Raw genomic sequence first — 22,882 nt, forward strand, 5'->3', positions numbered from 1 at the left:
CCCCCCCCCCCCCCCCCGCCCCCCCCCCCCCCCCCCCCCCCCCCCCCCCCCCCCCCCCCCCCCCCCCCCCCCCCCCCCCCCCCCCCCCCCCCCCCCCCCCCCCCCCCGCCCCCCCCCCCCGCCCCCCCCCCCCCCCCCCCCCCCCCCCCCCGCCTGGGGTACCCGGTGTCCGGCGAGGAGGCCGGGACGGCCGGCCGCTTCCGGCAGCGGTTCACCGGTGGTGACCTGCACTGGTCCGCGGCCACGGGTGGGCACCCGGTCGTCGGCGGTCTGCGGGTGGCCTACGAGCGGCTGGGCGCCGACGCCGGGCGGCTCGGGTCGCCGCGGTCGGCCGAGCAGTCGGCCGGTGACGGCCGCGGCTTCTGGCAGCGGTTCGAGGGGGGTGACCTCTGGTGGAGCTCGCGGACCGGTGGGATGCAGGTGACCGGGGGCATCGGCGCCCACTGGCAGCGGCACGGCGGGGTGACCGGGGGGCTCGGCTACCCGACCACGGACGAGGCCGGGCTGCCCGACGGGCGCGGGATCGCGCAGCAGTTCGAGGGCGGCGCCGTGCACTGGACGGCGTCGACGGGTGCGCACCCCACGGTCGGTGGGATCGGCGCCCTGTGGCAGCGGCACGGCGCGGCAGCCGGACTGCTCGGCTACCCGACGACGGACGAGCGGGCCCTCGCCGACGGCCGGGGGATCGTGCAGTCCTACGAGCGCGGCGCCGTCTACTGGACGGCGCAGACGGGTGCGCACCTGGTGACCGGCGCCATCGGCGCGCTCTACGCGCAGCTCGGTGCCGAGCGCGGCAGCCTCGGCTACCCCACGGAGGACGAGGCGGCCGTCGACGGCGGGATCGTCGGCCGGTTCGAGGGCGGCAGCATCCTGTGGACGCCCACGGGTGGTCCCCGAGTCGTCTCACGGTGACCGTGGTGCGGGAGGGGCCGAGGACCCCTCGTCCTGCCTGGGACGCAGGCCGAGGCTGGTTACCCTGACCTGGTGAGGCGAGGTCATCCCAGTCACCGTGGAACTCCGTGAGCGCCGGAACGGCTGTCGCCTCTGCTGGTCTGCTGCTCTTCCTCCCCGGGCTGCTCTCGGCTCTGGCGGTGGGGATGCGCGGCCACCTGGCCGTGGCGGCCGCGCCGGCCCTCACCCTGGGCAGCCTGGCGCTGGCAGCGGTGCTCTATGCGCAGCTCGACGTCCCCTGGAGCGTCGGCACGGTCGTCCCGGTCCTGCTGGCGGTGCCGGTGGTCCTGCTGGTCCTGCGCCGGCCGTGGCGCACGCGGGGCGACGCTGAGCAGGACCCGGCGGGGGGCGCGGTGCCCTCTGGGGCCGGCCACCGACGCCGGCGGCCCTCGGCGCTCGACCTGACGTGGCTGCTCGCCTGGGCCGTGGTCTCCGGCCTGGCGGCGTACCGGATCGTGCGGGCGACCCTGGGCCTGACCCAGCCGCAGCAGTACTGGGACGGCATGTTCCATGCCAACTCGGTGCGGTTCATCGCCGACTCGCAGGTGATCGACTCCGCGGCCCTGGCGCCGATGGCGCAGCCGGAGAACACCGACTTCCTCTACCCCGACGTCTTCCACGGCCTCGCTGCGCTGCTCGTGCAGACCGGGCGCCTCGACGTGCCGATGGCGATCAACGCGGTGCTCGCCGTGCTGCCCGCCGTCTTCGCGGCCGGCCTGGGGTTGCTGGCCTGGGTGGTGCTGCGCCGTCCGCTCGCGGCCGTCGCCGCCGCCGTGCTCGGGACGGCGGTCACCGCCTTCCCCTACGACCTGATGTTCTGGGGCCCGCTGTGGCCCTACGGGACCGCGGTCGCCGCCGTCCCCGGCGCCGTCGCCCTGGTGCTCCTGCTGCTCCGCCACGGCTCCCTGGCCACCGGGTCGGCCGCCGTGCTGGCGATGCTCGGGGTCGTGCAGACCCAGCCGGCCGCCGGCGCCAGTGCCGTGGTCGCCGCGCTGCTGCTGGGCCTGCCGGTGCTCCGGGACCGCTGGGTGGAGCTGGGCGAGCCCCGCGCCCGGCTGCGTGCGTTCGGGGGGCTGGTCGCTGCCGGGATCGCCCTGCTCGTGCTCTGTGCACCGCTGGCCGCGGGCATCCTCGGCCAGAGCGGCGGGGGCGTCGGCACCGGCGTCGACTGGGTGGCCACGCAGACGCCGGGCGCGGCGATCGGCCAGCTCCTCACCTTCAACCAGGAGGCCGACCGCCCGCAGTGGTGGATCGCCGGGCTGCTGCTGGCCGGTGTCGTGGTGCTGCTGCGTCGCCGGGGTCCGGGGCGGATGCTGCTGGCCGTCGCCGCCGTCTTCCTCGGTCAGTACGTGCTGGCCTCGGCCTATGACAACGACCTCTCGCTGCGGCTGACGTCGATGTGGTGGAACGACAAGTGGCGCTTCGCCGCGATCTTCGTGGTCCCCGCGGTGCTCATCGCCGCCGCCGGGGTGCAGGGCCTGGCCGACGGGGCGCGCCGGCTGTCCGAGAGGGCGCCGCTGCCGGCGACGGCCCGGAGCCGCGTCGTCCCCGTGCTCGGCGCTCTCCTGGTCGCCGGGCTGATCCTGCTCACGGCGCTCGCGTACGGTCCTCGCAACGAGTCCCGCGTCGCGCTGGGCTACACCGACGGGCCCACCTGGTCCCGTACCGAGGCCCGGGGGTACGAGCAGCTGTCCGAGATCCACGACGGGGACGGCTTGATCCTGAACGACCCGAACGACGGCTCCGCGCTGGCCTACGCGTACTTCGGCCTGCCCGTCGTCTTCAAGTCCCCGCTCACCCCGCCGTACCAGCCCGCCGCGATCGGTGCCGACCGGCTGCTCCTGCTCTCACGGTTCGACGAGATCGACGACGACCCCGAGATCCGGGCCGCCGCCGAGCGGCTCGGTGTCGAGTGGGTCGTGGTCGGTGAGGGCTTCACCGCCGTCGGGCAGCAGCGGGCCGCCGGACTCGACGAGCTCGACGAGGTCGACAGCCTCGAGCTCGAGTTCCGGAACCGCGACGTGAGCGTCTACCGTCTGGCCGAGCCGGGCGATGTCTGAGGATGTCCTGATGAGCAGCTCCACGGGCCCGGTGCCCTCCCCGACCGCGCGGTCCTGGGCCAGTGCACTGGGTGACCTGCGCGCCGGCTGGCGGCACCGCGAGCTCTGGGGTCACCTCGGGTGGCAGGACATCCGGCAGCGGTACCGCCGGTCGGTCCTCGGGCCGATCTGGATCTCCATCACCATGGCGATCACCGCCATCGCGCTGGGCCTCCTCTACGCCGGTCTCTTCCAGAACGACCTGTCGGTCCAGCTGCCGAACATCCTGGTCGGTTTCATCATCTGGGGCTTCATCAGCGGGTGCATCATCGAGGGCGCGGAGGTCTTCACCTCCAACGTCGGCCTGATCACGCACCTCCCCGCGCCGCTGAGCGTGCACGTGTACCGGCTCGTCTGGCGGCAGCTGCTGTTCTTCCTGCACAACCTGGTCGTCTACGCGGTCATGCTGATCGTGTTCCCCCAGCAGCTGCACTGGACCGATCTGGCGGCGCTGCCCGCCCTCGGGTTGCTGGTGCTCAACGGGGTCTGGGTCGCGCTGCTGTTCGGCATCGTGACCACCCGCTTCCGGGACCTGACCCCGATCACCCAGTCGATCGTGCAGCTCGCCTTCTTCATGACCCCGATCGTCTGGATCTACCAGGACTTCCTCAACAGCCCCAACCCGGCGATCGCGGAGCGGGCCAGGCTCGCCGAGCTCAACCCGTTCCTGCACTTCGTCGAGATCCTGCGCCGGCCCATGCTGGGACAGGACCAGGAGCTGCGGTACTGGCTCGTGGTGCTCGCGATCACGGTGCTGGGCTGGGCGCTGACGCTGGTGGTCCTCCGGCGCTACCGCGCACGAGTCTCCTACTGGGTGTGAACGTGACAGAGAAGAACGACCTGGTCAGCATCACCACCGAGGACGCCTGCGTCGACTTCCCGATCTTCGACGCCAAGTCGCGGTCGCTGAAGAAGACGGTCATGGGTGTGGTCGGCGGGAACATCGCGGGTGACTCCAAGGTGCCCATCATCGAGGCCCTCCGGGACATCACCCTGCAGCTGGACCACGGGTCCCGGGTCGGGCTGGTGGGACACAACGGCGCCGGGAAGTCGACGCTGCTGCGCCTGCTGTCGGGGATCTACGAACCGACCCGGGGGCGCGCGGACATCCGGGGCCGGGTCGCGCCGGTCTTCGACCTCGGCGTCGGCATGGACCCGGAGATCTCCGGCCTGGAGAACATCATGATCCGCGGCCTCTTCCTGGGCATGAGCCGCAAGCAGATGGAGCAGCGGGTCGACGACATCGCCGACTTCACGGAGCTGGGCGACTTCCTGCGCATGCCGCTGCGCACCTACTCGACCGGCATGCGGGTGCGGCTCGCCCTCGGTGTGGTCACCAGCATCGACCCGGAGATCCTGCTGCTGGACGAGGGCATCGGCGCGGTGGACGCCGCCTTCCTGGAGAAGTCGAAGAAGCGCCTCGGTGAGCTGGTCGAGCGGTCGGGGCTGCTGGTCTTCGCCTCGCACTCCGACGAGTTCCTGCGCGAGCTGTGCGACACCGGGATCTGGATGGAGCACGGCCGGATCCGCCAGCAGGGCCCGCTGGACGAGGTGCTCGCGGCCTACAAGGGCACCGGCGCGTGAGCGGGCCGGGTGACAGCACCGGGGAGGTGGTGGTCGCGGTCATCGTGACGCGGCACCGATCCGAGCTGCTGGAACTGAGCCTGGCGGCCATCGCCGCGCAGAGCCGGCCGGTCGACCACGTCGTCCTGGTCGACAACGGGCCGGACCGGTCTGCCGAGCCGGTGGCCCGGGCCAGCGGCCTGCCCGTCAGCTACCTGCCCAGCCGGCGCAACCTCGGCGGGGCCGGCGGCTTCGCCCTGGGCATGCTGCACGCGTTGGCGCTCGGCGCCGACTGGGTCTGGTGCGCCGACGACGACGGCCGGCCGGCCGACGCGCACGTCCTGGAGACCTTGATGGCCACGGCCCGGCGGCACGGGCTGGCGGAGGTCTCCCCGCTGGTGGCCGACGAGGCCGACCCCGATCGGCTGGCCTTCCCGCTGCGTCGCGGCCTGCGCTGGCGACGCCGGCTGAGCGACTTCGCCGGGGTGGAGGTGCTGCCTGGCTACGCCTCGCTCTTCAACGGCGCCCTGTTCAGCGCGGCGGCGCTCGACGTCGTCGGCGTCCCGGACTACCGGCTGTTCTTCCGCGGTGACGAGACGGAGGTCCACCGCAGGCTCGTCCGCTCGGGGCTGCCCTTCGGCACGGCGCCCGCGGCGGTGTACCTCCACCCGGAGGGGACGACGGAGTTCGCGCCGATCCTCGGTGGTCGGCTCTCCGCGCAGTACCCGACCGACGCCGTCAAGCGCTTCTTCACCTACCGCAATCGCGGGTACCTGATGGCGCAGCCGGGCATGCGCTGGCTGGGGCCGTTGGAGCTGCTGCGCTTCAGCTGGTTCTTCCTGGTCACCCGACGCGATCCCGCCTCCTGGCGGGAGTGGCTCGCGCTGGTCCGGGACGGCCGGCGGGAACGCTTCCGCCGGCCCTGATCCGCCGGCTGCACGCAGGAGGGGCCCCGGACAGCGCAGCTGTCCGGGGCCCCTCCTCGTCGTCGGCTCAGCCGCCGGCCTGGCCGGTGCCGAACGCCTTCTCCCAGCTCTCCGGTGAGGTCAGCTCACCGAGGTGGTCCCGGTACTCCTGCTTCAGCCGCGGGAACTCGCGGTAGAGGGTCCAGTGGATCCGGACCGAGTGCCGGAGCATGCGCCAGAAGGTGTCCTGCTCGCGGCGGCGAAAGGTCACACCCCGGCCGTCCGCGGTGCCGACGGTGGCGCTGTCCAGCCGGGACAGGAGGAACCAGCGCGCGTCCTGGGCGCTGATGTTCATCTGCGGGCGGTCGGCGGCGTCCTCGCGGGGCTTGCGCAGGTTGTGCACCAGCGCCCCGAGCAGCGTCCGGCCGATCGTGACCGGCGTCGTCGGCGGCTTCAGGAACCGCTCCGCCTTGATCGCTCCCATCGAGGGCAGCGGGAGATCCGAGGAGGAGGGGATCACCCGGCCGTCGGGGTAGTCGCCCTGGTGCTCGAGCGCGGTGGGCAGTGCGGTCGGCAGCAGCGGGAAGAGCCGTTCCGGGCCGGCCAGGAAGTCGTCGTAGGCGCGGTGGTGCAGCGCGGCCGTCGCGTACTGCAGCATGATCAGGAACTTCAGGTCGAACTTGAAGGTGTCCCTCAGCAGCTTGCCACCGCGCTTGTGGTCGGTGTGCAGCGCCGCAGCCACGAGCCGGTTGCGGGTGTGGAAGTAGGCCTGCCACCCCGAGGTGTCGTCCTTGTCGCTCCAGGACAGGTGCCACACCGCGGCGCCCGGCAGCGTCGCGGTCGGGAAGCCGTGCTCGCCGGCGCGGATCCCGTACTCGGCATCGTCCCACTTGATGAAGACCGGCAGCGCCAGGCCGAGCTGCTCGAGGACCGCCCGGGGGATCAGGCACATCCACCAGCCGGTGTAGTCCACGTCGATCCGCCGGTGCAGCGCCGGGGACTTCCGGAGGCTCGCCTTGGCGAAGTCGTGCGCGTACTCGGTGTTGGGGGCCGCGCGCCAGAAGAACAGGTCCCGAGCGACGACCTCGCCCATGGTGTGCAGCACCGAGCGGTCCTGCAGCGCCAGCATCTGACCGCCGACGAGCATGGGGTTCCTGGTGAACCGGGCGAAGTTGTACAGCCGGGCGATGCTGTCCGGCTCGAGCAGCACGTCGTCGTCGAGCAGGACGTGGTGGGTCGCGTCGGTGGACCGGAGCATCTCGTACATCGTGCGGGAGAAGCCGCCGCTGCCGCCGAGGTTGGGCTGCTCCACCAGCCGCAGGCGGTCGCCGAGCGCCTCGGCCGCGGCGGGGAAGCCGGCCGCGTCGGCGACCTTGCGGTTGCCCTGGTCGGCCACGATGACGTGTGAGATCAGGTCCCTGACCAGCGGGTCGCCGGCGAGGGCGTTCAGCGCCGCGGTGCAGTCGTCGGGACGGTTGAAGGTGCAGATGCCGATCGACAGCCGTGCCTCCGCCGTCGGCTCGACGGTGGACCACCAGCCGGCCTGGTGGACGGTGACCGGGGTGTCGTCGGCCGTGACGTCGAACCAGTACCAGCCGCCGTCCTCGAAGGGGGTCAGGTCCAGCTCGAACTCGAGGGCGCGCTCCTCGCCGGCCGTGGTGGCGCCGGTGACGTGGATGATGCTGCCGTCGGCCTTGGAGCGGTAGACGTCCACCCGGCCGGGGCCGGAGACGCGCAGACCCAGCACGACGCTGCGCAGCACGGTCCACCGGCGCCAGTAGCTCGCCGGGAAGGCGTTGAAGTAGGTGGCGAAGGAGACCTCGTTGCCGGCGGCCACCGTGGCGTCGGTGCGCGAGCTGGACTTGACCCGCTGGGTCCGGCTCTCGTCGACGTACAGCGAGCGGACCTTCAGGGGGTCGCCGGTGCGGGGGAGGATCACCCGCTGGAGCAGGGTGACGCCCTTGTCGGAGGCCAGGTCGGCGGCAGAAGGTTCGCTGACCCGCTCCGGGGAGACGGCGGGATGGGGCGTGGTCATCAGGTGCTCAGTCCTCCAGCCGCCCGTCGAGGGCGTCACCGGTGTCGAAGAAGGGGCGGATCCGGTTGTCGAACATGCTGAGGGCCGACCCGATCGCCATGTGCATGTCCAGGTACTTGTAGGTGCCCAGTCGCCCGCCGAAGAGCACGCGCCTCTCGGCGGCCTCCTTCCGGGCCAGCTCGCGGTAGGTCTCCAGCTTCGCCCGGTCCTCGGGCGTGTTGATCGGGTAGTACGGCTCGTCGCCGGTCTCGGCGAACCGGGAGTACTCGCGGACGACGACGGTCTTGTCGGTCGGGTAGTCGCGCTCGGGGTGGAAGTGCCGGAACTCGTGGATCCGGGTGAAGGGCACGTCCTCGTCGGCGTAGTTCATCACGGAGGTGCCCTGGAAGTCGCCGATCGGCAGGACCTCGGTCTCGAAGTCCAGCGTCCGCCAGCCGAGCTCCCCGGCCGCGTAGTCGAAGTACTTGTCGATCGGGCCGGTGAAGACGGTCGGCGCGTCCTGCGGCAACTGGTCGCGGACGTCGAAGAAGTCGGTCGACAGCCGCACCTCGATGTTGGGGTGGTCGGCCATCCGGGTCAGCCAGGCGGTGTACCCGTCGACCGGGAGCCCCTCCCAGGTGTCGTTGAAGTAGCGGTTGTCGAAGGTGTACCGGACCGGCAGCCGGGCGATGACGGCGGCCGGCAGGTCGGTGGGATCGGTCTGCCACTGCTTCTTCGTGTACCCGCGGATGAAGGCCTCGTACAGCGGACGGCCGATCAGCGAGATGGCCTTCTCCTCGAGGTTCGCGGCTTCGGCGGTGTCGACCTCGCCCGCCTGCTCGGCGACGATCGCCCGGGCCTCGTCGGGGGAGAAGCTGCGGCCGAAGAACTGGCACAGCGTGGCCAGGTTCATCGGGAGCGAGTAGGTCTGGCCGTCGTGGACCGAGAAGACCTTGTGCTGGTACGAGGTGAACTCGGTGAACTGGCCGACGTAGTCCCACACCCGCTTGTTGGACGTGTGGAACAGGTGTGCGCCGTAGCGGTGGATCTCGATGCCGGTCTCGGGCTCGGGCTCGCTGTAGGCGTTGCCACCGAGGTGGTCGCGGCGGTCGATGACCAGGACCCGCTTGTCCAGTTGGGTGGCGACCCGCTCGGCGACCGTGAGGCCGAAGAAACCGGAGCCGACGACGACGAGGTCAGGACTGGCTGAGGTCACGCTGGCCCACGATACCGGCGGGGCTGGGTGCTGCCTCCTCGTCGGCGTGCCCAGCGGCTCCCGACTCGGCGCTGGACGCCACAGCCGCCCCACCCGACCCGGAGGGCACGACCGCCCCTCGCCGCGGCGGGTGGTGCGGCCGTCGTGCGAGCATCGACCCAAATGCCTGTACAGGGAGTTGTGGGATGAAGCGCGCGTTGATCACCGGTGTCACCGGTCAGGACGGCCTCTACCTGGCCGAGTTGCTGATCGGCAAGGGGTACGAGGTCTACGGCCTGGTCCGGGGGCAGAACAACCCGAAGGTCGAGGTCGCCAGCCGCATCCCGGGACTGAAGCTCCTGTTCGGTGACCTCACGGACCTCTCCAGCCTGCTCCGCGCCGTGCACGCGGCCCGGCCCGACGAGGTGTACAACCTCGGCGCGATCTCGTTCGTCGCCTACTCGTGGGAGAACGCCCACCTCACCAGCGACGTGACCGCCAAGGGCGTGCTCAACATGCTCGAGGCCGTCCGCCTGTACAGCGGCGACGACCCTTCGAAGGTGCGCTTCTACCAGGCCTCCAGCTCGGAGATGTTCGGCAAGGTGCAGGAGGTCCCGCAGCGCGAGGAGACCCTGCTGTGGCCCCGGTCGCCCTACGGCGTGGCGAAGGTCTACGGGCACTACATGACCATCAACTACCGCGAGTCCTACGGGATGCACGCCTCCTCGGGGATCCTGTTCAACCACGAGTCGCCGCGCCGGGGGCCGGAGTTCGTCACCCGCAAGGTGACCCGCGCCGTGGCCCGGATCCACCTGGGGCTGCAGGACTCCCTGGAGCTGGGCAACCTCGACGCCCGTCGTGACTGGGGTTTCGCCGGTGACTACGTCGAGGCGATGTGGCTCATGCTGCAGCAGGAGGAGGCCGACGACTACGTCGTGGCCACCGGGGAGACCCACTCGATCCGGGAGCTGCTGGACGTGGCCTTCCGGCGCGTCGGCATCGACGACTGGTCCGGCCACGTCAGGCAGAACCCGGCCTTCATGCGGCCGGCCGAGGTCGACCTGCTGATCGGGGACCCGGCGAAGGCCAGGACGGTGCTCGGCTGGGAGCCGAAGGTCGGCTTCGAGCAGCTCATCGAGATGATGGTCGACGCCGACCTGGCCGAGCAGCGGTCACTGGCCGGTTGAGGTGGCGGTCGCACTCGTCACCGGGATCACCGGCCAGGACGGCGGCTACCTCGCCGAGGAACTGGTCGCGGCCGGGCACGAGGTGCACGGCACCACGTCGTCCGCGGAACCCGGCGCCCTCCCGCAGCACCTGCGTCCACTGGCCGACCAGCTGCACCTGCACCCGGTCGACCTGCGTCGACCGGAGACGGTGACCGCCCTGGTGGACGAGCTGTCCCCGGACTGGGTGTTCAACCTGGCCGGGGCCTCGAGCGTCGGGGCGTCCTGGGACGACCCCGTCGGCACCCTGGACGTCAACGGCCGGGCCGTGTTGGCCCTGCTGGAGCACCTGTACCGCCGTCCGCGTGCGGGGAGCTCCCCGGTCCGGCTGGTGCAGGCGTCCAGCGGCGAGGTGTTCGCCGGCGCCGGGGCCGTGCCGGTGACCGAGTCCGCACCGGTCAGCCCGGTGAACCCCTACGGCGCGGCCAAGGCGCTGGCGCACCAGGCAGTGGGCATGTACCGGGCCCGCGGCCTGCACGCGACCTCGCTGGTGCTGTTCAACCACGAGTCCCCCCGGCGCCCCGAGCGGTTCGTCACCCGGAAGATCACCCGGGGCGTGGCGGCGATCGCCGCGGGGCGGGCGGACGCGCTGACCCTGGGCAACCTCGACGTGTCCCGCGACTGGGGCTGGGCGCCGGACTACGTGCAGGCGATGCTGCTGGCCGTGCAGTCGGAGCGGGCCGACGACTACGTCATCGCCACCGGGCGGCCGCACAGCCTGCGTGACCTGGTGGCCGCGGCCTTCGCGGAGGTCGGCATCACCGACTGGGAGCCGTGGGTGCGCAGCGACCCCGCCCTGGTGCGCCCGGCCGACGCCGCAGTGCTCGTCGGCGACCCGACGCGCGCCCGCGAGCAGCTGGGGTGGCGACCGGTGGTCGGCTTCGAGGAGATGGTGGCTGCGATGGTGCGCGCAGACCTGGCGGAGGAGCGCTGAACGCCGCACCGGCTCCGCTCCGGGTCGTCGTCGTCACCTATTCACCCGGTGCCGCCCTGGTCTCGCTGATCGACTCCCTGGCCGAGGCGACCGTGCGGCCGGTCGAGGTCGTGCTCGCGGACAACGGCTCCACCGACGGGGTGCCCGAGCGGGTCGCCGCCGCGCACCCGCACGTCCGGCTGCTGCGCACCGGGGGCAACGTCGGGTACGGAGCGGCGGTCAACGCCGGCCTGGCGGACCTGACCGGAGGGCACGCCCTGGTGGTCAACCCCGACGTCCGGTTCGGGCCGGGGTCCGTCGACGAGCTGCTCGCGGTCGCCGGGCGGTGGCCGCGGGCGGCGGTGGTCGGCCCGGCCATCCACACCCCGGACGGGGAGCTCTACCCGTCGGCGCGCGATCTGCCGAGGGTGTCGACCGGCGTGGGGCACGCCCTGCTGGGCCGGTTCTGGCCCGGGAACCCCTGGACGGTGCGCTACCGGCGGGAGCGCGAGTCGCCGCGCGAGCGCCCGGCGGGCTGGCTGTCGGGCGCGTGCGCCCTGGTCGACGTGCGTGCCTTCCACGCGGTGGGCGGCTTCGACCCGGGTTACTTCATGTACTTCGAGGACGTCGACCTCGCGGAGCGACTGGGCCGGCGGGGCTGGCTGTCGGTCTACGCTCCCTCCGCCGTCGTCGTGCACGAGGGTGGCCACTCGACGCGGCGCGAGCCCGGTCGCATGGAGCGGGTGCACCACGTCAGCGCGCTCCGCTACCTGTCCGGTGTCTACGCCGGGCCGCGGTACGCGCCGCTGCGAGTCCTGCTGCGGCTGGGGCTCGGGGCGCGGCTGCTGGCCTCCCACGCCGTCGCCCGGGTCCGGCCGGTGGCGGTCGAACGGGTCGGGAACGGCCGAGAGGAGCGAGGATGAGCGAGAACGCGGTACCCACGATCGACGTCGTGGTCCCCGTCCACGGCAACTGGGCGATGACCGAGAGCTGCCTGCGCCACCTGCGCCAGCAGTCGCTGCCGCACACGGTGATCGTGGTCGACGACGCCTCCCCTGACGACACGCTCCAGCGACTGGCGCAGGACTGGCCCGAGGTGGTGGTCGTCCCGCTGCCGGAGAACCGGGGCTTCGCCAGCGCCTGCAACGCCGGCGTCCGCCGGGGATCCGGCGAGATCGTGGTGCTGCTCAACAACGACGTCGACGCCGCCCCGGACATGCTGGCCGAACTGGTGCGGCCCTTCGCCGACGCCCCGCGGCTGGGCAGCGCTGCCCCGCTGCTGCTGCGACCGGACGGCAGGGTCGACGCCCTCGGCATCGCGGCCGACGTGACGCTCGCCGGGTTCGTCCGCCACCAGGGACGGCGGCCGGAGGAGGTGAGCGCACCTGCGCCGGCGCTCCTCGGGCCCTACGGTGCCGCGGCCGCCTACCGCCGCGCTGCGCTCGACGAGGTCGGACTGCTCGACGAGGCCATCTTCATGTACGGCGAGGAGCTGGACCTCGCGCTCCGGCTCCGCGCCGCCGGGTGGGGGAGCACCGAGACGGTCGCCGCGCGCGGGGTGCACATGGGCGGGGGCACCGCCGGGCGGGGCTCCCGCAGCCAGCGACGGCGCGGCGGCTTCGGCCGCGGCTACCTGCTGCGCGCCTACGGCGTCCTGCGAGGTCGGCACGCCGTGCGCGCGCTGGTCACCGAGGCGATCGTCTGTGCGGGGGACCTGGTGCTCTCCCGGGACACCGCGGCCCTCCAGGGGCGCTGGGCCGGCTGGCGGGCGGGCCGCCGGGCGGAGCCGCGTCCGGCGCCGGCGGCGCTCGCCGGCCTGGACCCGCAGCTGGACTTCGCGCAGTCGCTCCGGCTGCGGCGGGGTGACTACGCGGCGGCGTCGTCGTCCGCGACGCCGGCGTGACGGGATCACGGGGCCGGTCAGCGGCCCCCTCGGGGAGTGGGGAGGACCGGCTGTGCGCCACGCGGTGATCATGGCGGGGGGATCGGGGACGAGGCTGTGGCCGCTGTCCCGGGCCGGTCGCCCCAAGCAGCTGCTGGACGTGGTCGCGGACGGCGACGGCGGCGCGCACAGCCTGCTGGCCGAGGCGTTCGCGCGCCTGGAGGCGGTGCTCCCCGCTGACCGGATCTGGGTCTGCTCGGCGGCCCGGCACGCCGATGCGGTGCGTGCGGCGCTGCCTCGCCTGAGGGACGATCGGCTGCTGCTCGAGCCGGTCGCGCGAGACACGGCCAACGCCGTGGGGCTGGCCGCGGCCGTGGTGGCCGACGTCGACCCCGACGCGGAGCTCGCCGTGGTCAGCGCCGACCACGTCATCCGCCCGGTGGAGCGCTTCGCGGCGGCGCTGACCACCGCCTACGACCTGATCGGGGTCCGCCCGCGCGCCCTGGTCACCCTCGGCATCACCCCGACCTCCCCGGCCACCGGTTTCGGGTACGTGCAGAAGGGCGCGCCCACGGAGGTGCCCGGGGCGGCGGAGGCCGCGGCGTTCCGGGAGAAGCCCGACCGGGCGACCGCGGAGGCCTACCTGGCCTCGGGGCGGTACCTGTGGAACTCGGGCATGTTCGTCTGGCGGGCGCAGACGGTGCTCGACGCCCTGCGCGAGCACCTGCCCGCGTCGGCGGCCGGGCTGGCCCGCGTCGTGGCGGCTCCGGCAGGTCCGCAGCGGGACGCGGTGCTCGCCGAGGTCTTCCCGACGTTGCCGAAGATCAGCGTCGACTACGCGGTCCTCGAGCCGGCGGCGGCGGAGCCGGGCCGGGTCGCCGTGGTCGACCTCGACGTCGACTGGCTGGACGTCGGTTCCTGGCCGGCGCTGTCGCAGACGCTGCCGTCCGACGGGGCGGGCAACGCGATCAGCGGCCTGAGCGTCGTCGTCGACGGAGCCGGGAACGTCGTCTACTCCGACGACCCGGACCACCTGGTCGCCCTCGTCGGGGTGCGGGACAGCGTGGTCGTGCACACCCGTGACGTCACCATGGTCTGCCCGGTGTCGGACGCCGAGCGGGTGAAGGAACTGCTGGGCGAGGTCGAGTCACGTGCGGGCGCGCGCTTCAGCTGACGTCCGCGGGCTCGTCCCGGGGTGCGCGCGACGCGTGTGACGAGTGGGAGACGAGCGCACAGCGCAGTCGTGAGCTCACGCTCCGCTCGGCGCGTTCAGCTGAGTGGGACTGGTTCGTCCCGCACACTCGCCCCATGGACGCGGGACGACACCTTCACGCGGACGTGCAGCAGGTCCCCGGCCTCCGGGCGGCGACCGGGGGCCGCGTCAGCGGCCGGCTCGCGTCGCTGGACGGCCTCCGTGGCCTGGCTGCCCTGGTCGTCGTCGTGCACCACTGTGCGCTGGCCGCGCCGGTGCTCGCGGAGCAGCTCCGGACGCCGGACCCCAACGCCCCCTCCGCGTGGCTGGCCTTCAGCCCGGTCCACCTCTTCTGGGCCGGCGGCGAAGCGGTCCTGGTGTTCTTCGTGCTCAGCGGCCTGGTCCTGGTGAAGCCCTTCCTCCGCCGCGCCCGCGCCGGCCGGTGGCCCGCCTACTACCGCAAGCGGATGGTCCGTCTCTACGTGCCGGTGTTCGGTGCGGTCGTGCTGACCTTCGCCGTGCTCACGCTGGTGCCGCGCACCGGGGGTGCCGACTGGGGCTGGTGGATGGCTGCCCACGTCGGCCCGGCGGACCCGCAGCTCCTGCTGCACGACGCCCTGCTGCTCGACGGGACGGGCTGGCAGAACTCGGCGCTGTGGTCGCTGCGGCTGGAGGTGCTCTTCTCCCTCCTGCTCCCGCTGTACGTGGTAGTGGCCCGCGAGCTGGTGGCCCCGCTGTGGCTGACCCTGCCGGCGACCTGCTGGGCGGTGTACTGGACGGCGGCGAACGGGCACGAGACCATCAGCCACCTGTGCGTCTTCGCCGTCGGCGCCCTGCTGGCCCGTGACCTGGACGCCCTGCAGCGGGTGTCGAGCCGGATCTCCGCAGCCCGCCTGGCCCCTGCCCGCTGGGCCGCGGTGCTGACCGTCGGCCTGGTGCTGCTCGGCGCCCGGTGGTGGCCGCGGCTGCTGCTCGCCGAGCCGCCGGTCTGGCTGGCGCCGGCCGGCCGGGCGGCCGTCGTCCTGGGCGCAGCCGTGCTGGTCTTCTGCTTCCTGGGCAGCCCGGGGGTCCGTCGGTTCGGGGAGTCCCGGCCGCTCCAGTGGCTGGGCACCGTCTCGTTCTCGCTCTACCTGGTGCACGAGCCGCTGGTCGTGTCGGTCGCCACGACCATGCCCCCGTCGCTGCGCTCGTTGCCGGTCGTCATGGGCGCGGGCGTCGCCCTCAGCCTGGTGCTGGCGCTCGCGTTCCACCACGCCGTGGAACGGCCCAGTCAGCAGCTGGCCACCTGGGCCGGACACCTGGGCCGGGGCCGGGCGGTGCCGACCTCCGGCGCGGAGCGCGTGGCCCCGCCGGTGGCCCGCCCGCGGGCGGCACGGAGGTCCGCGCCGGTGTCCCCCCGCCCTCCGGTCCGGACCGGTCCGTCGACCGTGGTCGACCTCTCCCCGCGCCGCCGCCCGCCCGCCGTGCCCGACCCGCGGGAGCGCGGGGACGCGGCGTGGCCGATCACCTCACCTGCCGCCCCCGCGGGGTCGACGGGCGGAGCTACCCTGGCCCGGTGAGGGACCTCGACGTGACCGCGGCCATCGTCACGGGGGCCTCCTCCGGGCTCGGTGCCGCCACCGCACGTGCGCTCGCCGCGGCCGGAGCCGCGGTGACCCTGGTCGACCTGGACGCCGAGCGCGGCACGGCCCTGGCCGCTGAGCTGGGCGAGGGCGCGACCTTCGTGCGCACCGACGTGACCGACGAGGCGTCGGTGCAGGCCGCGGTGGCCGATGCCACCGGGAAGGGCCGCCCGCTGCGGATCGCGGTGAACTGTGCGGGCATCGGGTACGCCGGCCGTCTGCTGGCCCGCGACGGCGCCCCGCACGAGCTGGGCGCCTTCACCCGCACGGTGACGGTCAACCTGGTCGGCACGTTCAACGTGCTCCGGCTGGCGGCGGCGGCGATGGCCCGCACCGAGCCGGGGCCCGACGGTGAGCGCGGCGTCGTGGTCAACACCGCCTCGATCGCCGCTTACGACGGGCAGGTCGGGCAGGTCGCCTATGCCGCCTCCAAGGGGGGCATCGTCGGGATGACGCTGCCGGCGGCCCGGGACCTGGCCGCGGTCGGCGTCCGCGTGGTCACGATCGCCCCCGGGATCGTCGACACGCCGCTGCTGGCTGCGCTGCCGGAGGCCGCACGGGTCGCGCTGGCGGAGAACGTCCCGTTCCCGCGCCGGCTGGGGCGGCCGGAGGACTTCGCGGAGCTGGCGCTGACCCTCGTCCGGCACGGCTATCTCAACGGCGAGGTCGTCCGGATGGACGGCGCGCTGCGCATGGCGCCCCGGTGACAGCGGTCGCGCCTGCGCACGCGGCCGCGCGGACCTGGGTGCCCGACTGGCCCCTGGACGTGCGCCGGGTGCTCTCCCGCGACCGCCGGGGCACCGGCGACCCGACGCTGCGCTACGCCGAGGACGCCGTCTGGCGCACCACGACCACCCCGGACGGGCCGGCGACGGTGCGGCTCTCCGGCGGGCGGGACGGCGTGCAGGTGCTCGGCTGGGGACCGGGTGCCGGATGGGCGCTCGACTGGGCCCCCCGGTGGCTGGGCGCCGAGGACCGGCTCGACGGTTTCGACCCCAGCCACCACCCCCTGGTCGACCGGCTGCACCGGGTCACCCCGTGGCTCAGGATCGGGCGCACCGGGCGGGTCTGGGACGCGCTGCTGCCGGCCGTCCTGGAACAGAAGGTCACCGGCATCGAGGCGCACCGCACGTTCCGGGAACTGCTGCGCCTGACCGGCGAGCCGGCTCCGGGCCCGGCTCCGGACGGCATGCGGGTGGTGCCCTCGGCGCAGCGGGTGCTGGCGGTCACCGACTGGCAGTGGCACGCCTGCGGGCTGGACGGCGCCCGTCGCCGGGCCCTGCGGGCGGTCGCCTCGGTGGCCTCCCGCCTGGAGGTCGCGGCGTCGCACGACGGCTGTGCCGACCTCCGCCGCCGGTTGCAGTCCGTGCCCGGCATCGGGGTCTGGACCGCCGCCGAGGTCGCTCAGCGCGCCGTCGGGTGCCCGGACGAGGTGAGCGTCGGTGACTACCACCTGAAGAACCTGGTGGGCTGGTCCCTGGCCGGCCGCAAGACCGACGACGCCGGGATGCTGGAGCTCCTCGAGCCCTGGCGGGGCCACCGGCAGCGGGTGGTGCGGTTGCTGGGCGTGGGCGGCAGCATGCCACCCAAGCGGGGGCCGCGCATGGCCCCGACCGACTACCGCAGGTCCTGAGCCAGGAGAGCCATCAGGTAGTCGCCGTAGCCGCTCTTGGCCAGCGGTTCGGCTGCGGCGCGCAGGCCCTCGTCGTCCAGCCAGCCGTTGCGCCAGGCGACCTCCTCGATGCACCCGATCTTCAGTCCCTGGCGCTCCTCGACCACCGAGACGAACTCGGTGGCCTGGCGCAGCGACGTGAAGGTCCCGGTGTCCAGCCAGGCGGTGCCCCGGTCCAGCGCGGTGACGGTCAGCCGCCCCTGTCGCAGGTAGTGCTCGTTGACCGCGGTGATCTCCAGTTCGCCGCGGGCGCTGGGCGTGATCCCGCGAGCCACCTCGACCACGTCCCCGGCGTAGAAGTACAGGCCGGGGACGGCGTAGGAGCTCTTGGGGTGCTCGGGCTTCTCCTCGATGGAGAGCACCCGCCCGTCCGCGTCGAACTCCACCACGCCGTAGGCCGTCGGGTCCGCGACGTGGTAGGCGAAGACGTGCCCGCCCTCGGGCGTGGGCAGCCGGGACAGCGCGGTGCCGAGGCCGGCGCCGTAGAAGATGTTGTCGCCGAGGACCAGCGCCACCGGCTCGCCGTCGAGGAAGTCCGCGCCGATGAGGAACGCCTGGGCCAGGCCCTCGGGACGGGGCTGCTCGGCGTACTCGATGCGCATCCCCAGGCGGCGGCCGTCGCCGAGCAGCCGGGAGAAGGACGCGCGGTCGTCCGGGGTGGTGATGATGAGGACCTCGCGGATGCCGGCCATCATCAGCGTCGACAGCGGGTAGTAGATCATCGGCTTGTCGTAGACCGGCATGAGCTGCTTGCTCACCGCCTGGGTGATGGGGAAGAGCCGACTCCCCGTTCCACCAGCCAAGATGATCCCTCGCATGCGGCACACGGTACGGCGTGGCAGCGGTCGGGCCGAGGACGACCGCCCCTTTCGGACGAGGTGGTCACCGTGTCGGGCCTCCACCTTGACTACCGTGCCGCTCATGCGCGTTCTCGTCACCGGTGGAGCCGGGTTCATCGGCTCGCACTACGTCCGCACCATGCTCTCCGGCGGCTACCCCGGGTTCGAGGACGCGGAGGTGACCGTCTTCGACAAGCTCACCTACGCCGGCAACCTGGCCAACCTCGCCCCGGTCGCCGACAGCCCGCGGTACCGCTTCGTGCAGGGGGACATCTGCTCGGCCGCGGACCTCGACGCCGCGCTGCCCGGGCACGACGCCGTCGTGCACTTCGCCGCGGAGTCGCACGTCGACCGCTCCATCGGGGGCGGGGCCACCGACTTCGTCCTCACCAACGCGCTGGGCTCCCAGCAGGTCTTCGAGGCCGCGCTGCGCGCCGGGGTCGGCCGGGTGGTGCACGTGTCCACCGACGAGGTGTACGGCTCGATCGACTCCGGCTCCTGGACCGAGGAGCACATCCTCGAGCCGAACTCCCCGTACTCGGCGTCCAAGGCCGCCAGTGACCTGCTGGCGCGGGCCTACGCCAAGACCTACGGCCTGAACGTCTCGATCACCCGGTGCAGCAACAACTACGGGCCGTACCACTTCCCGGAGAAGGTCATCCCGCTGTTCGTCACCAACCTGCTCGACGGGCTGACCGTGCCGCTCTACGGCGAGGGCGCCAACGTCCGCGACTGGCTGTTCGTCGACGACCACTGCCGCGGCATCCAGCTGGTGCTGGAGCAGGGTGCCCCGGGCGAGATCTACAACATCGGTGGCGGCCGGGAGCTGTCCAACCGGGAGCTCACCGAGCAGCTGCTCGCCGCCACCGGACGCGACTGGAGCTCCGTGGAGCAGATCGTCGACCCCCGCGGCGGCGGTCACGACCTGCGGTACTCGGTCGACTTCTCCAAGACGGCGGCCCTGGGCTACGCGCCGCGGATGCCCTTCGAGGAGGGCCTCGCGCTGACCGTGCAGTGGTACCGGGACAACCGCGCCTGGTGGGAGCCGCTCAAGGCCGCCGCCGCGACGGCCCGGGCATGAGCGGCCCCGCCCGGCCGACCGCCTGGCTGGTCACCGGCGCCGCCGGGCAGCTGGGCACCGACCTGCAGCGCCTGCTCGCCGGCTCCGACCTCACCCCGCTGGGCCGCAGCCAGCTGGACCTGACCGACGAGGCGCAGGTGCGGGGGGTGGTCGGCCGCTGGCGGGACGACGCGGTCGCCCGCGGTGCCCGCCCGGTGGTGCTCAACGCCGCGGCCTACACGGCGGTGGACGCCGCGGAGACCGACGAGGCCACCGCCCAGCGGGTCAACGGGGAGGCCCCCGGCTGGCTGGCCGAGGAGCTCGCCGGCGCCGGGCGGCTGGTGCACGTCTCCACCGACTACGTCTTCGCCGGCGACGCGCGGACCCCCTACGGCGTCCACGACGAGCCCGCGCCGCGCACCGTCTACGGCCGGACCAAGCTGGCCGGCGAACGGGCGGTCGCCGCCGCCGGCGGTGACGCCGTCGTCGTCCGGACCGCCTGGGTGTACGCCGCGCACGGCAGCAACTTCGTGCGGACCATGCTGCGGCTGGAGGCCGAGCGCGACACCGTCTCCGTGGTCGCCGACCAGACCGGCAGCCCGACCTGGTCCGCGGACCTGGCCCGGGGGCTCGTCGAGCTGGCCGGGACGCCGGTCCGCGGCGTGCTGCACGCGACCAACGCCGGCAGCACCACCTGGCACGGGTTCGCCCGGGAGGTGTTCGCCCTCTCCGGCGCCGACCCGGACCGGGTGCTGCCCCTCACCACGGCGGAGTTCCCGCGGCCGGCGCCGCGCCCGGCCTGGTCGGTGCTCGACCCGGCGGCATGGCACGCGGCCGGCCTCTCGCCCCTCCCCGCGTGGCAGGAGTCGCTCCGGGCGTGCCTGGCCGAGCTGGGCGCCCTGCGGGGCTGACCCGGGCCGGTCGTCAGCCGCGCAGCTCCGCGTACCGGGCCCGGCACTGGTCCAGGGTCGGCAGCAGTCCCTGCTCGCGCGCCTCGGCCAGGGTCGGGGCGGCGGTGTCCTTCGCGGAGAGCTGGAACTCGACGTCGGTGGGCCAGGGCAGGTCGAGGTCGGGGTCCATCGGGTGGACGCCGAACTCCCGGCCCGGTGAGTACCCGGTGGAGACCAGGTAGGTGACCGAGCTGCGGTCCTCGAGGGAGACGAAGGCGTGCCCGAGGCCCTCGGCGAGGTACACCGCCCGGGGCTCGGTGCTGTCCAGCAGCACGCTGTCGTGCACGCCGAAGGTGGGGGAGCCGACCCGCACGTCGACGACCACGTCGAGCACCCGGCCCGCGGGGCAGTAGACGTACTTCGCCTGGCCGGGGGGCACCAGGGCGAAGTGCACCCCCCGCAGCACCCCGCGGGCGGAGACGCTGTGGTTGGCCTGGGCGAGCGTCAGGCCGAACCCGGTGGCCTCGGCCAGCACGTCGGCCCGGTACCACTCGGTGAACCGGCCGCGGTCATCGCCGTGCGGCACGAGGTCGAGGACGTAGCTGTCGGGGACGGCCAGTTCGCGGATCTGCACGCGGCGACGCTAGCGAGGCCGCTCCACGGCGGCCAGCAGCGGGTCCGCAGTGCCGATCCGCAACCGGCCCACCAGTGAGCTCCCGCCGAGACTGGTCACCGGCTCCCAGCGGGTGGCCCAGCCCTCGGCCGCCAGCTGCACGAGCGCGGTGCCGACGACGGCGCCCAGGGCGAGCGTGGCCGCGGCGGTGAACGGCTCGGCCAGGTGCACGTCGACGGCGTCGTCCGCCTCGCTGCCGTGTCGCAGCACCACCGGGAACTCCGGCATCGCCGCGGCGGCGGTGCGCAACGCGGCGGCGACGGCGGCCGGGCCGTCTCGCCGGGGCGTCAGCCGCTCCGTGGGTGCCCGACCGCCCACCAGGTCGCGGGTGCCGGTCGGGAACAGGTCGCCGGCGCCGAGCCGCACCAGCGGACGGGTGCCCGTGTCGGGGGACGGCGCGGGCAGCGCCAGGCCGCGGACCACGGCCACCGGGATGCCGGCCAGCTTGCCCTTCACCAGGTCGGCGGCGGCGGCGAGCTCGTCGACGACGGCCACCTGCGTGGTCTCCAGCCGGTTGCCGTGCGCGTCGATGCGGCCACGGTGGTCGACCAGGGCCGGCAGCCCGGCCGACCCGATGGCCACGTCGGTGACCCCGTCCCGCCAGGGTCGGCCGAACGTGTCGCTCACCACCACGGCGACGGAGACCCCGAGCAGGTCGGCGAGTGCGGTGCGCAGCTGCCGGGCGGACGCGTCGGCGTCGGCCGGCAGGAGCACCAGCGCGTCGGCGGCGACGTTCGAGGCGTCGATGCCGGCGGCGGCGACCACCCAGCCGTGCCGGGTCTCCACGATCCGCAGCGGGCCGCGCCGGGCCACGACGCGGACGGTCTCCGCGTCGATCGCCCGCTGCCGGGCGGCCTCCCGGTCGGCGCCCGGCTCGATCGGCACCAGGTTGCCCTCGACCTTGGACACCACCTTGGAGGTGACCACGAGGACGTCGCCGTCGGCCAGCCACGGGGCGGCGGCGGCGATGGCCCCCGCCAGGTCGTCTCCGGGCACGAACTCGGGCAACCCGGGGACGGGCAGCACCGACAGCCCGGTGGGGAGCCCGGTCACGGCGCGCCCGCGGCGGCGTCCAGGGCCGCCCGGGCCAGCGCGCGGGTGGCCTCCGGCGAGCTCATGAGCAGCGGCACCGTGCGGACGTCGACCCCGGGCACCGTGGCGACGTCCCCGGTGTGCACCAGCCAGGCGTCGAGGAGCCCGCCGTCGCCCCGGGCCCCGTAGTGCCGGCCGACGCCCTCGGCGCTGACCTCCACGCCGACCACCGGCAGGCAGCGGTCGGCCATGCCGCGCACGACCTCCCCGCCGACGATGGGGGAGACGCCCACCACCCGGCCGGTGGCGGCGCGGAGGGCGTCCCGCACGCCGGGCACCCCCAGGATCGTGCCGATGGAGACCACCGGGTTGGAGGGGGCGAGGAGCACCGCGTCGGCCGTGGTGAGCGCGTCCACCACCCCGGGTGCGGGGCGGGCGTCGTCCACACCGACCTGGACGAAGGCCCGGGCCTCCAGGGCGGCGCGGTGCCGCACCCACCACTCCTGGAAGTGGATCGCCCGCTGCCGGCCGGTCTCCGGGTCGGGGACGACCACGTGGGTCTCCACCCGCTGGTCGCTCATCGGCAGCAGCCGGGCCCCCGGCCGCCATCGTTCGGCGAGCGCGGCGGTGACCTCCGACAGCGGGTACCCGGCGTCGAGCATCCGGGTGCGGACCAGGTGGGTGGCGAGGTCGCGGTCGCCGAGCCCGAACCACGTCGGCTCGGCGCCGTAGCCGGCGAGCTCCTCCTTGACCGTCCAGCTCTCGTCGCGCCGTCCCCAGCCGCGGTCGTCGTCGATCCCGTCACCGAGCGTGTACATGACCGTGTCCAGATCCGGGCAGATGCGCAGCCCGTGCATGGTCACGTCGTCGCCGGTGTTGACCACGGCGGTGACCTGCGCCTCGGGAGCGGCGCTCGTCACACCGCGCAGGAACCGCGCTCCGCCGACGCCACCAGCCAGGACCACGATGTGCACCGCTCCATCGTGCTCCTCGGCAGATGTGCACCGCAGCACCGGCCGTCGCGCTCCCGATCTTCACGAAACCGGTCCGTCTCGGTGGGCAGATGGTGCTGGAAGCGGCGGCGTGTCCGAGTGGTCAGTGACCACTTGCGAACAACTTGTTACTGGCGTGACGAGAGCGACCAGGGGTTACAC

21 protein-coding genes are annotated in these 22,882 nt (G+C 73.8%); 15 read left to right on the forward strand and 6 right to left on the reverse strand.

What is annotated here, in order from left to right:
- Window positions 1-165 precede the first annotated feature (165 nt).
- The 5 genes from ACI795_RS15940 (at window position 166) to glfT1 (ending at window position 5,539) form a co-directional block, all read left to right on the forward strand.
- Entirely contained in the window at window positions 166-912 is a 747-nt protein-coding gene (locus ACI795_RS15940) for an LGFP repeat-containing protein (protein ID WP_457076515.1), read from the forward strand.
- Between the two features lie 107 nt (window positions 913-1,019).
- Window positions 1,020-3,011: a DUF6541 family protein gene (locus tag ACI795_RS15945; RefSeq protein WP_457076516.1), complete on the forward strand. Its 1,992-nt coding sequence runs from the start codon at window positions 1,020-1,022 to the stop codon at window positions 3,009-3,011.
- 10 nt (window positions 3,012-3,021) lie between these two features.
- The gene (gene wzm, locus ACI795_RS15950; RefSeq protein ID WP_457076517.1) at window positions 3,022-3,870 is read left to right on the forward strand and encodes a galactan export ABC transporter permease subunit Wzm/RfbD; all 849 of its coding nucleotides are present in this window, start codon (window positions 3,022-3,024) and stop codon (window positions 3,868-3,870) included.
- A 2-nt stretch (window positions 3,871-3,872) separates the two neighbouring features.
- Window positions 3,873-4,634 carry a galactan export ABC transporter ATP-binding subunit Wzt/RfbE gene (gene wzt / locus ACI795_RS15955; RefSeq protein ID WP_457076518.1) on the forward strand — a complete coding sequence of 254 codons (762 nt, stop codon included), beginning with the start codon at window positions 3,873-3,875 and terminating at the stop codon, window positions 4,632-4,634.
- The gene (gene glfT1 / locus ACI795_RS15960) at window positions 4,631-5,539 is read left to right on the forward strand and encodes a galactofuranosyltransferase GlfT1 (protein ID WP_457076519.1); all 909 of its coding nucleotides are present in this window, start codon (window positions 4,631-4,633) and stop codon (window positions 5,537-5,539) included. The genes wzt and glfT1 overlap by 4 nt, the downstream gene beginning before the upstream one ends.
- A gap of 67 nt (window positions 5,540-5,606) precedes the next feature.
- On the opposite strand, the gene ACI795_RS15965 is transcribed toward glfT1, so the two are convergent.
- Window positions 5,607-7,553: a glycosyltransferase gene (locus ACI795_RS15965; protein WP_457076520.1), complete on the reverse strand. Its 1,947-nt coding sequence runs from the start codon at window positions 7,551-7,553 to the stop codon at window positions 5,607-5,609.
- A gap of 7 nt (window positions 7,554-7,560) precedes the next feature.
- Window positions 7,561-8,748: a UDP-galactopyranose mutase gene (glf, locus tag ACI795_RS15970; protein ID WP_457076521.1), complete on the reverse strand. Its 1,188-nt coding sequence runs from the start codon at window positions 8,746-8,748 to the stop codon at window positions 7,561-7,563.
- 185 nt (window positions 8,749-8,933) lie between these two features.
- On the opposite strand from glf, the gene gmd reads away from it, so the two are divergent.
- From gmd to ACI795_RS16010, 8 genes are all read left to right on the forward strand, one after another.
- A complete protein-coding gene (gene gmd, locus ACI795_RS15975) occupies window positions 8,934-9,914 on the forward strand; it encodes a GDP-mannose 4,6-dehydratase (protein ID WP_457076522.1) in 981 nt (326 codons plus the stop codon).
- Between the two features lies 1 nt (window position 9,915).
- Complete coding sequence (locus tag ACI795_RS15980) at window positions 9,916-10,887, forward strand: GDP-mannose 4,6-dehydratase (RefSeq protein WP_457076523.1); 972 nt, start codon at window positions 9,916-9,918, stop codon at window positions 10,885-10,887.
- Window positions 10,815-11,789: a glycosyltransferase family 2 protein gene (locus tag ACI795_RS15985; RefSeq protein ID WP_457076524.1), complete on the forward strand. Its 975-nt coding sequence runs from the start codon at window positions 10,815-10,817 to the stop codon at window positions 11,787-11,789. The genes ACI795_RS15980 and ACI795_RS15985 overlap by 73 nt, the downstream gene beginning before the upstream one ends.
- A complete protein-coding gene (locus ACI795_RS15990; protein WP_457076525.1) occupies window positions 11,786-12,769 on the forward strand; it encodes a glycosyltransferase family 2 protein in 984 nt (327 codons plus the stop codon). Before ACI795_RS15985 ends, ACI795_RS15990 begins: the two co-directional genes overlap by 4 nt.
- Window positions 12,770-12,821: 52 nt before the next feature.
- The gene (locus tag ACI795_RS15995) at window positions 12,822-13,922 is read left to right on the forward strand and encodes a mannose-1-phosphate guanylyltransferase (protein WP_457076527.1); all 1,101 of its coding nucleotides are present in this window, start codon (window positions 12,822-12,824) and stop codon (window positions 13,920-13,922) included.
- 164 nt (window positions 13,923-14,086) lie between these two features.
- Window positions 14,087-15,499: an acyltransferase family protein gene (locus ACI795_RS16000; RefSeq protein WP_457076528.1), complete on the forward strand. Its 1,413-nt coding sequence runs from the start codon at window positions 14,087-14,089 to the stop codon at window positions 15,497-15,499.
- Window positions 15,496-16,269: an SDR family NAD(P)-dependent oxidoreductase gene (locus tag ACI795_RS16005; protein WP_457076529.1), complete on the forward strand. Its 774-nt coding sequence runs from the start codon at window positions 15,496-15,498 to the stop codon at window positions 16,267-16,269. The genes ACI795_RS16000 and ACI795_RS16005 overlap by 4 nt, the downstream gene beginning before the upstream one ends.
- A 38-nt stretch (window positions 16,270-16,307) precedes the next feature.
- The gene (locus ACI795_RS16010; protein WP_457076530.1) at window positions 16,308-17,195 is read left to right on the forward strand and encodes a DNA-3-methyladenine glycosylase family protein; all 888 of its coding nucleotides are present in this window, start codon (window positions 16,308-16,310) and stop codon (window positions 17,193-17,195) included.
- On the opposite strand, the gene rfbA is transcribed toward ACI795_RS16010, so the two are convergent.
- On the reverse strand, window positions 17,180-18,052 hold the full coding sequence (gene rfbA, locus ACI795_RS16015; RefSeq protein ID WP_457076531.1) for a glucose-1-phosphate thymidylyltransferase RfbA: 873 nt from the start codon (window positions 18,050-18,052) through the stop codon (window positions 17,180-17,182). The genes ACI795_RS16010 and rfbA overlap by 16 nt on opposite strands.
- Window positions 18,053-18,155: 103 nt before the next feature.
- On the opposite strand from rfbA, the gene rfbB reads away from it, so the two are divergent.
- Together rfbB and rfbD are read left to right on the forward strand one after the other, a co-directional pair.
- Entirely contained in the window at window positions 18,156-19,154 is a 999-nt protein-coding gene (gene rfbB / locus ACI795_RS16020) for a dTDP-glucose 4,6-dehydratase (RefSeq protein ID WP_457076532.1), read from the forward strand.
- Window positions 19,151-20,044 (forward strand): dTDP-4-dehydrorhamnose reductase, encoded by an 894-nt coding sequence (gene rfbD / locus ACI795_RS16025; protein ID WP_457076533.1) that lies wholly within the window; start codon window positions 19,151-19,153, stop codon window positions 20,042-20,044. Before rfbB ends, rfbD begins: the two co-directional genes overlap by 4 nt.
- Before the next feature lie 13 nt (window positions 20,045-20,057).
- Here rfbD and ACI795_RS16030 read toward each other — a convergent pair whose 3' ends face one another.
- From ACI795_RS16030 to cofD, 3 genes are read right to left on the reverse strand one after another with little or no spacing between them, the layout of a single operon-like run.
- The gene (locus tag ACI795_RS16030; protein WP_457076534.1) at window positions 20,058-20,657 is read right to left on the reverse strand and encodes a dTDP-4-dehydrorhamnose 3,5-epimerase family protein; all 600 of its coding nucleotides are present in this window, start codon (window positions 20,655-20,657) and stop codon (window positions 20,058-20,060) included.
- Between the two features lie 9 nt (window positions 20,658-20,666).
- Entirely contained in the window at window positions 20,667-21,749 is a 1,083-nt protein-coding gene (locus ACI795_RS16035) for a coenzyme F420-0:L-glutamate ligase (protein ID WP_457076535.1), read from the reverse strand.
- The gene (gene cofD, locus ACI795_RS16040; protein ID WP_457076536.1) at window positions 21,746-22,702 is read right to left on the reverse strand and encodes a 2-phospho-L-lactate transferase; all 957 of its coding nucleotides are present in this window, start codon (window positions 22,700-22,702) and stop codon (window positions 21,746-21,748) included. Before cofD ends, ACI795_RS16035 begins: the two co-directional genes overlap by 4 nt.
- Window positions 22,703-22,882 lie beyond the last annotated feature (180 nt).

Source organism: Modestobacter sp. SYSU DS0290 (assembly GCF_054050955.1).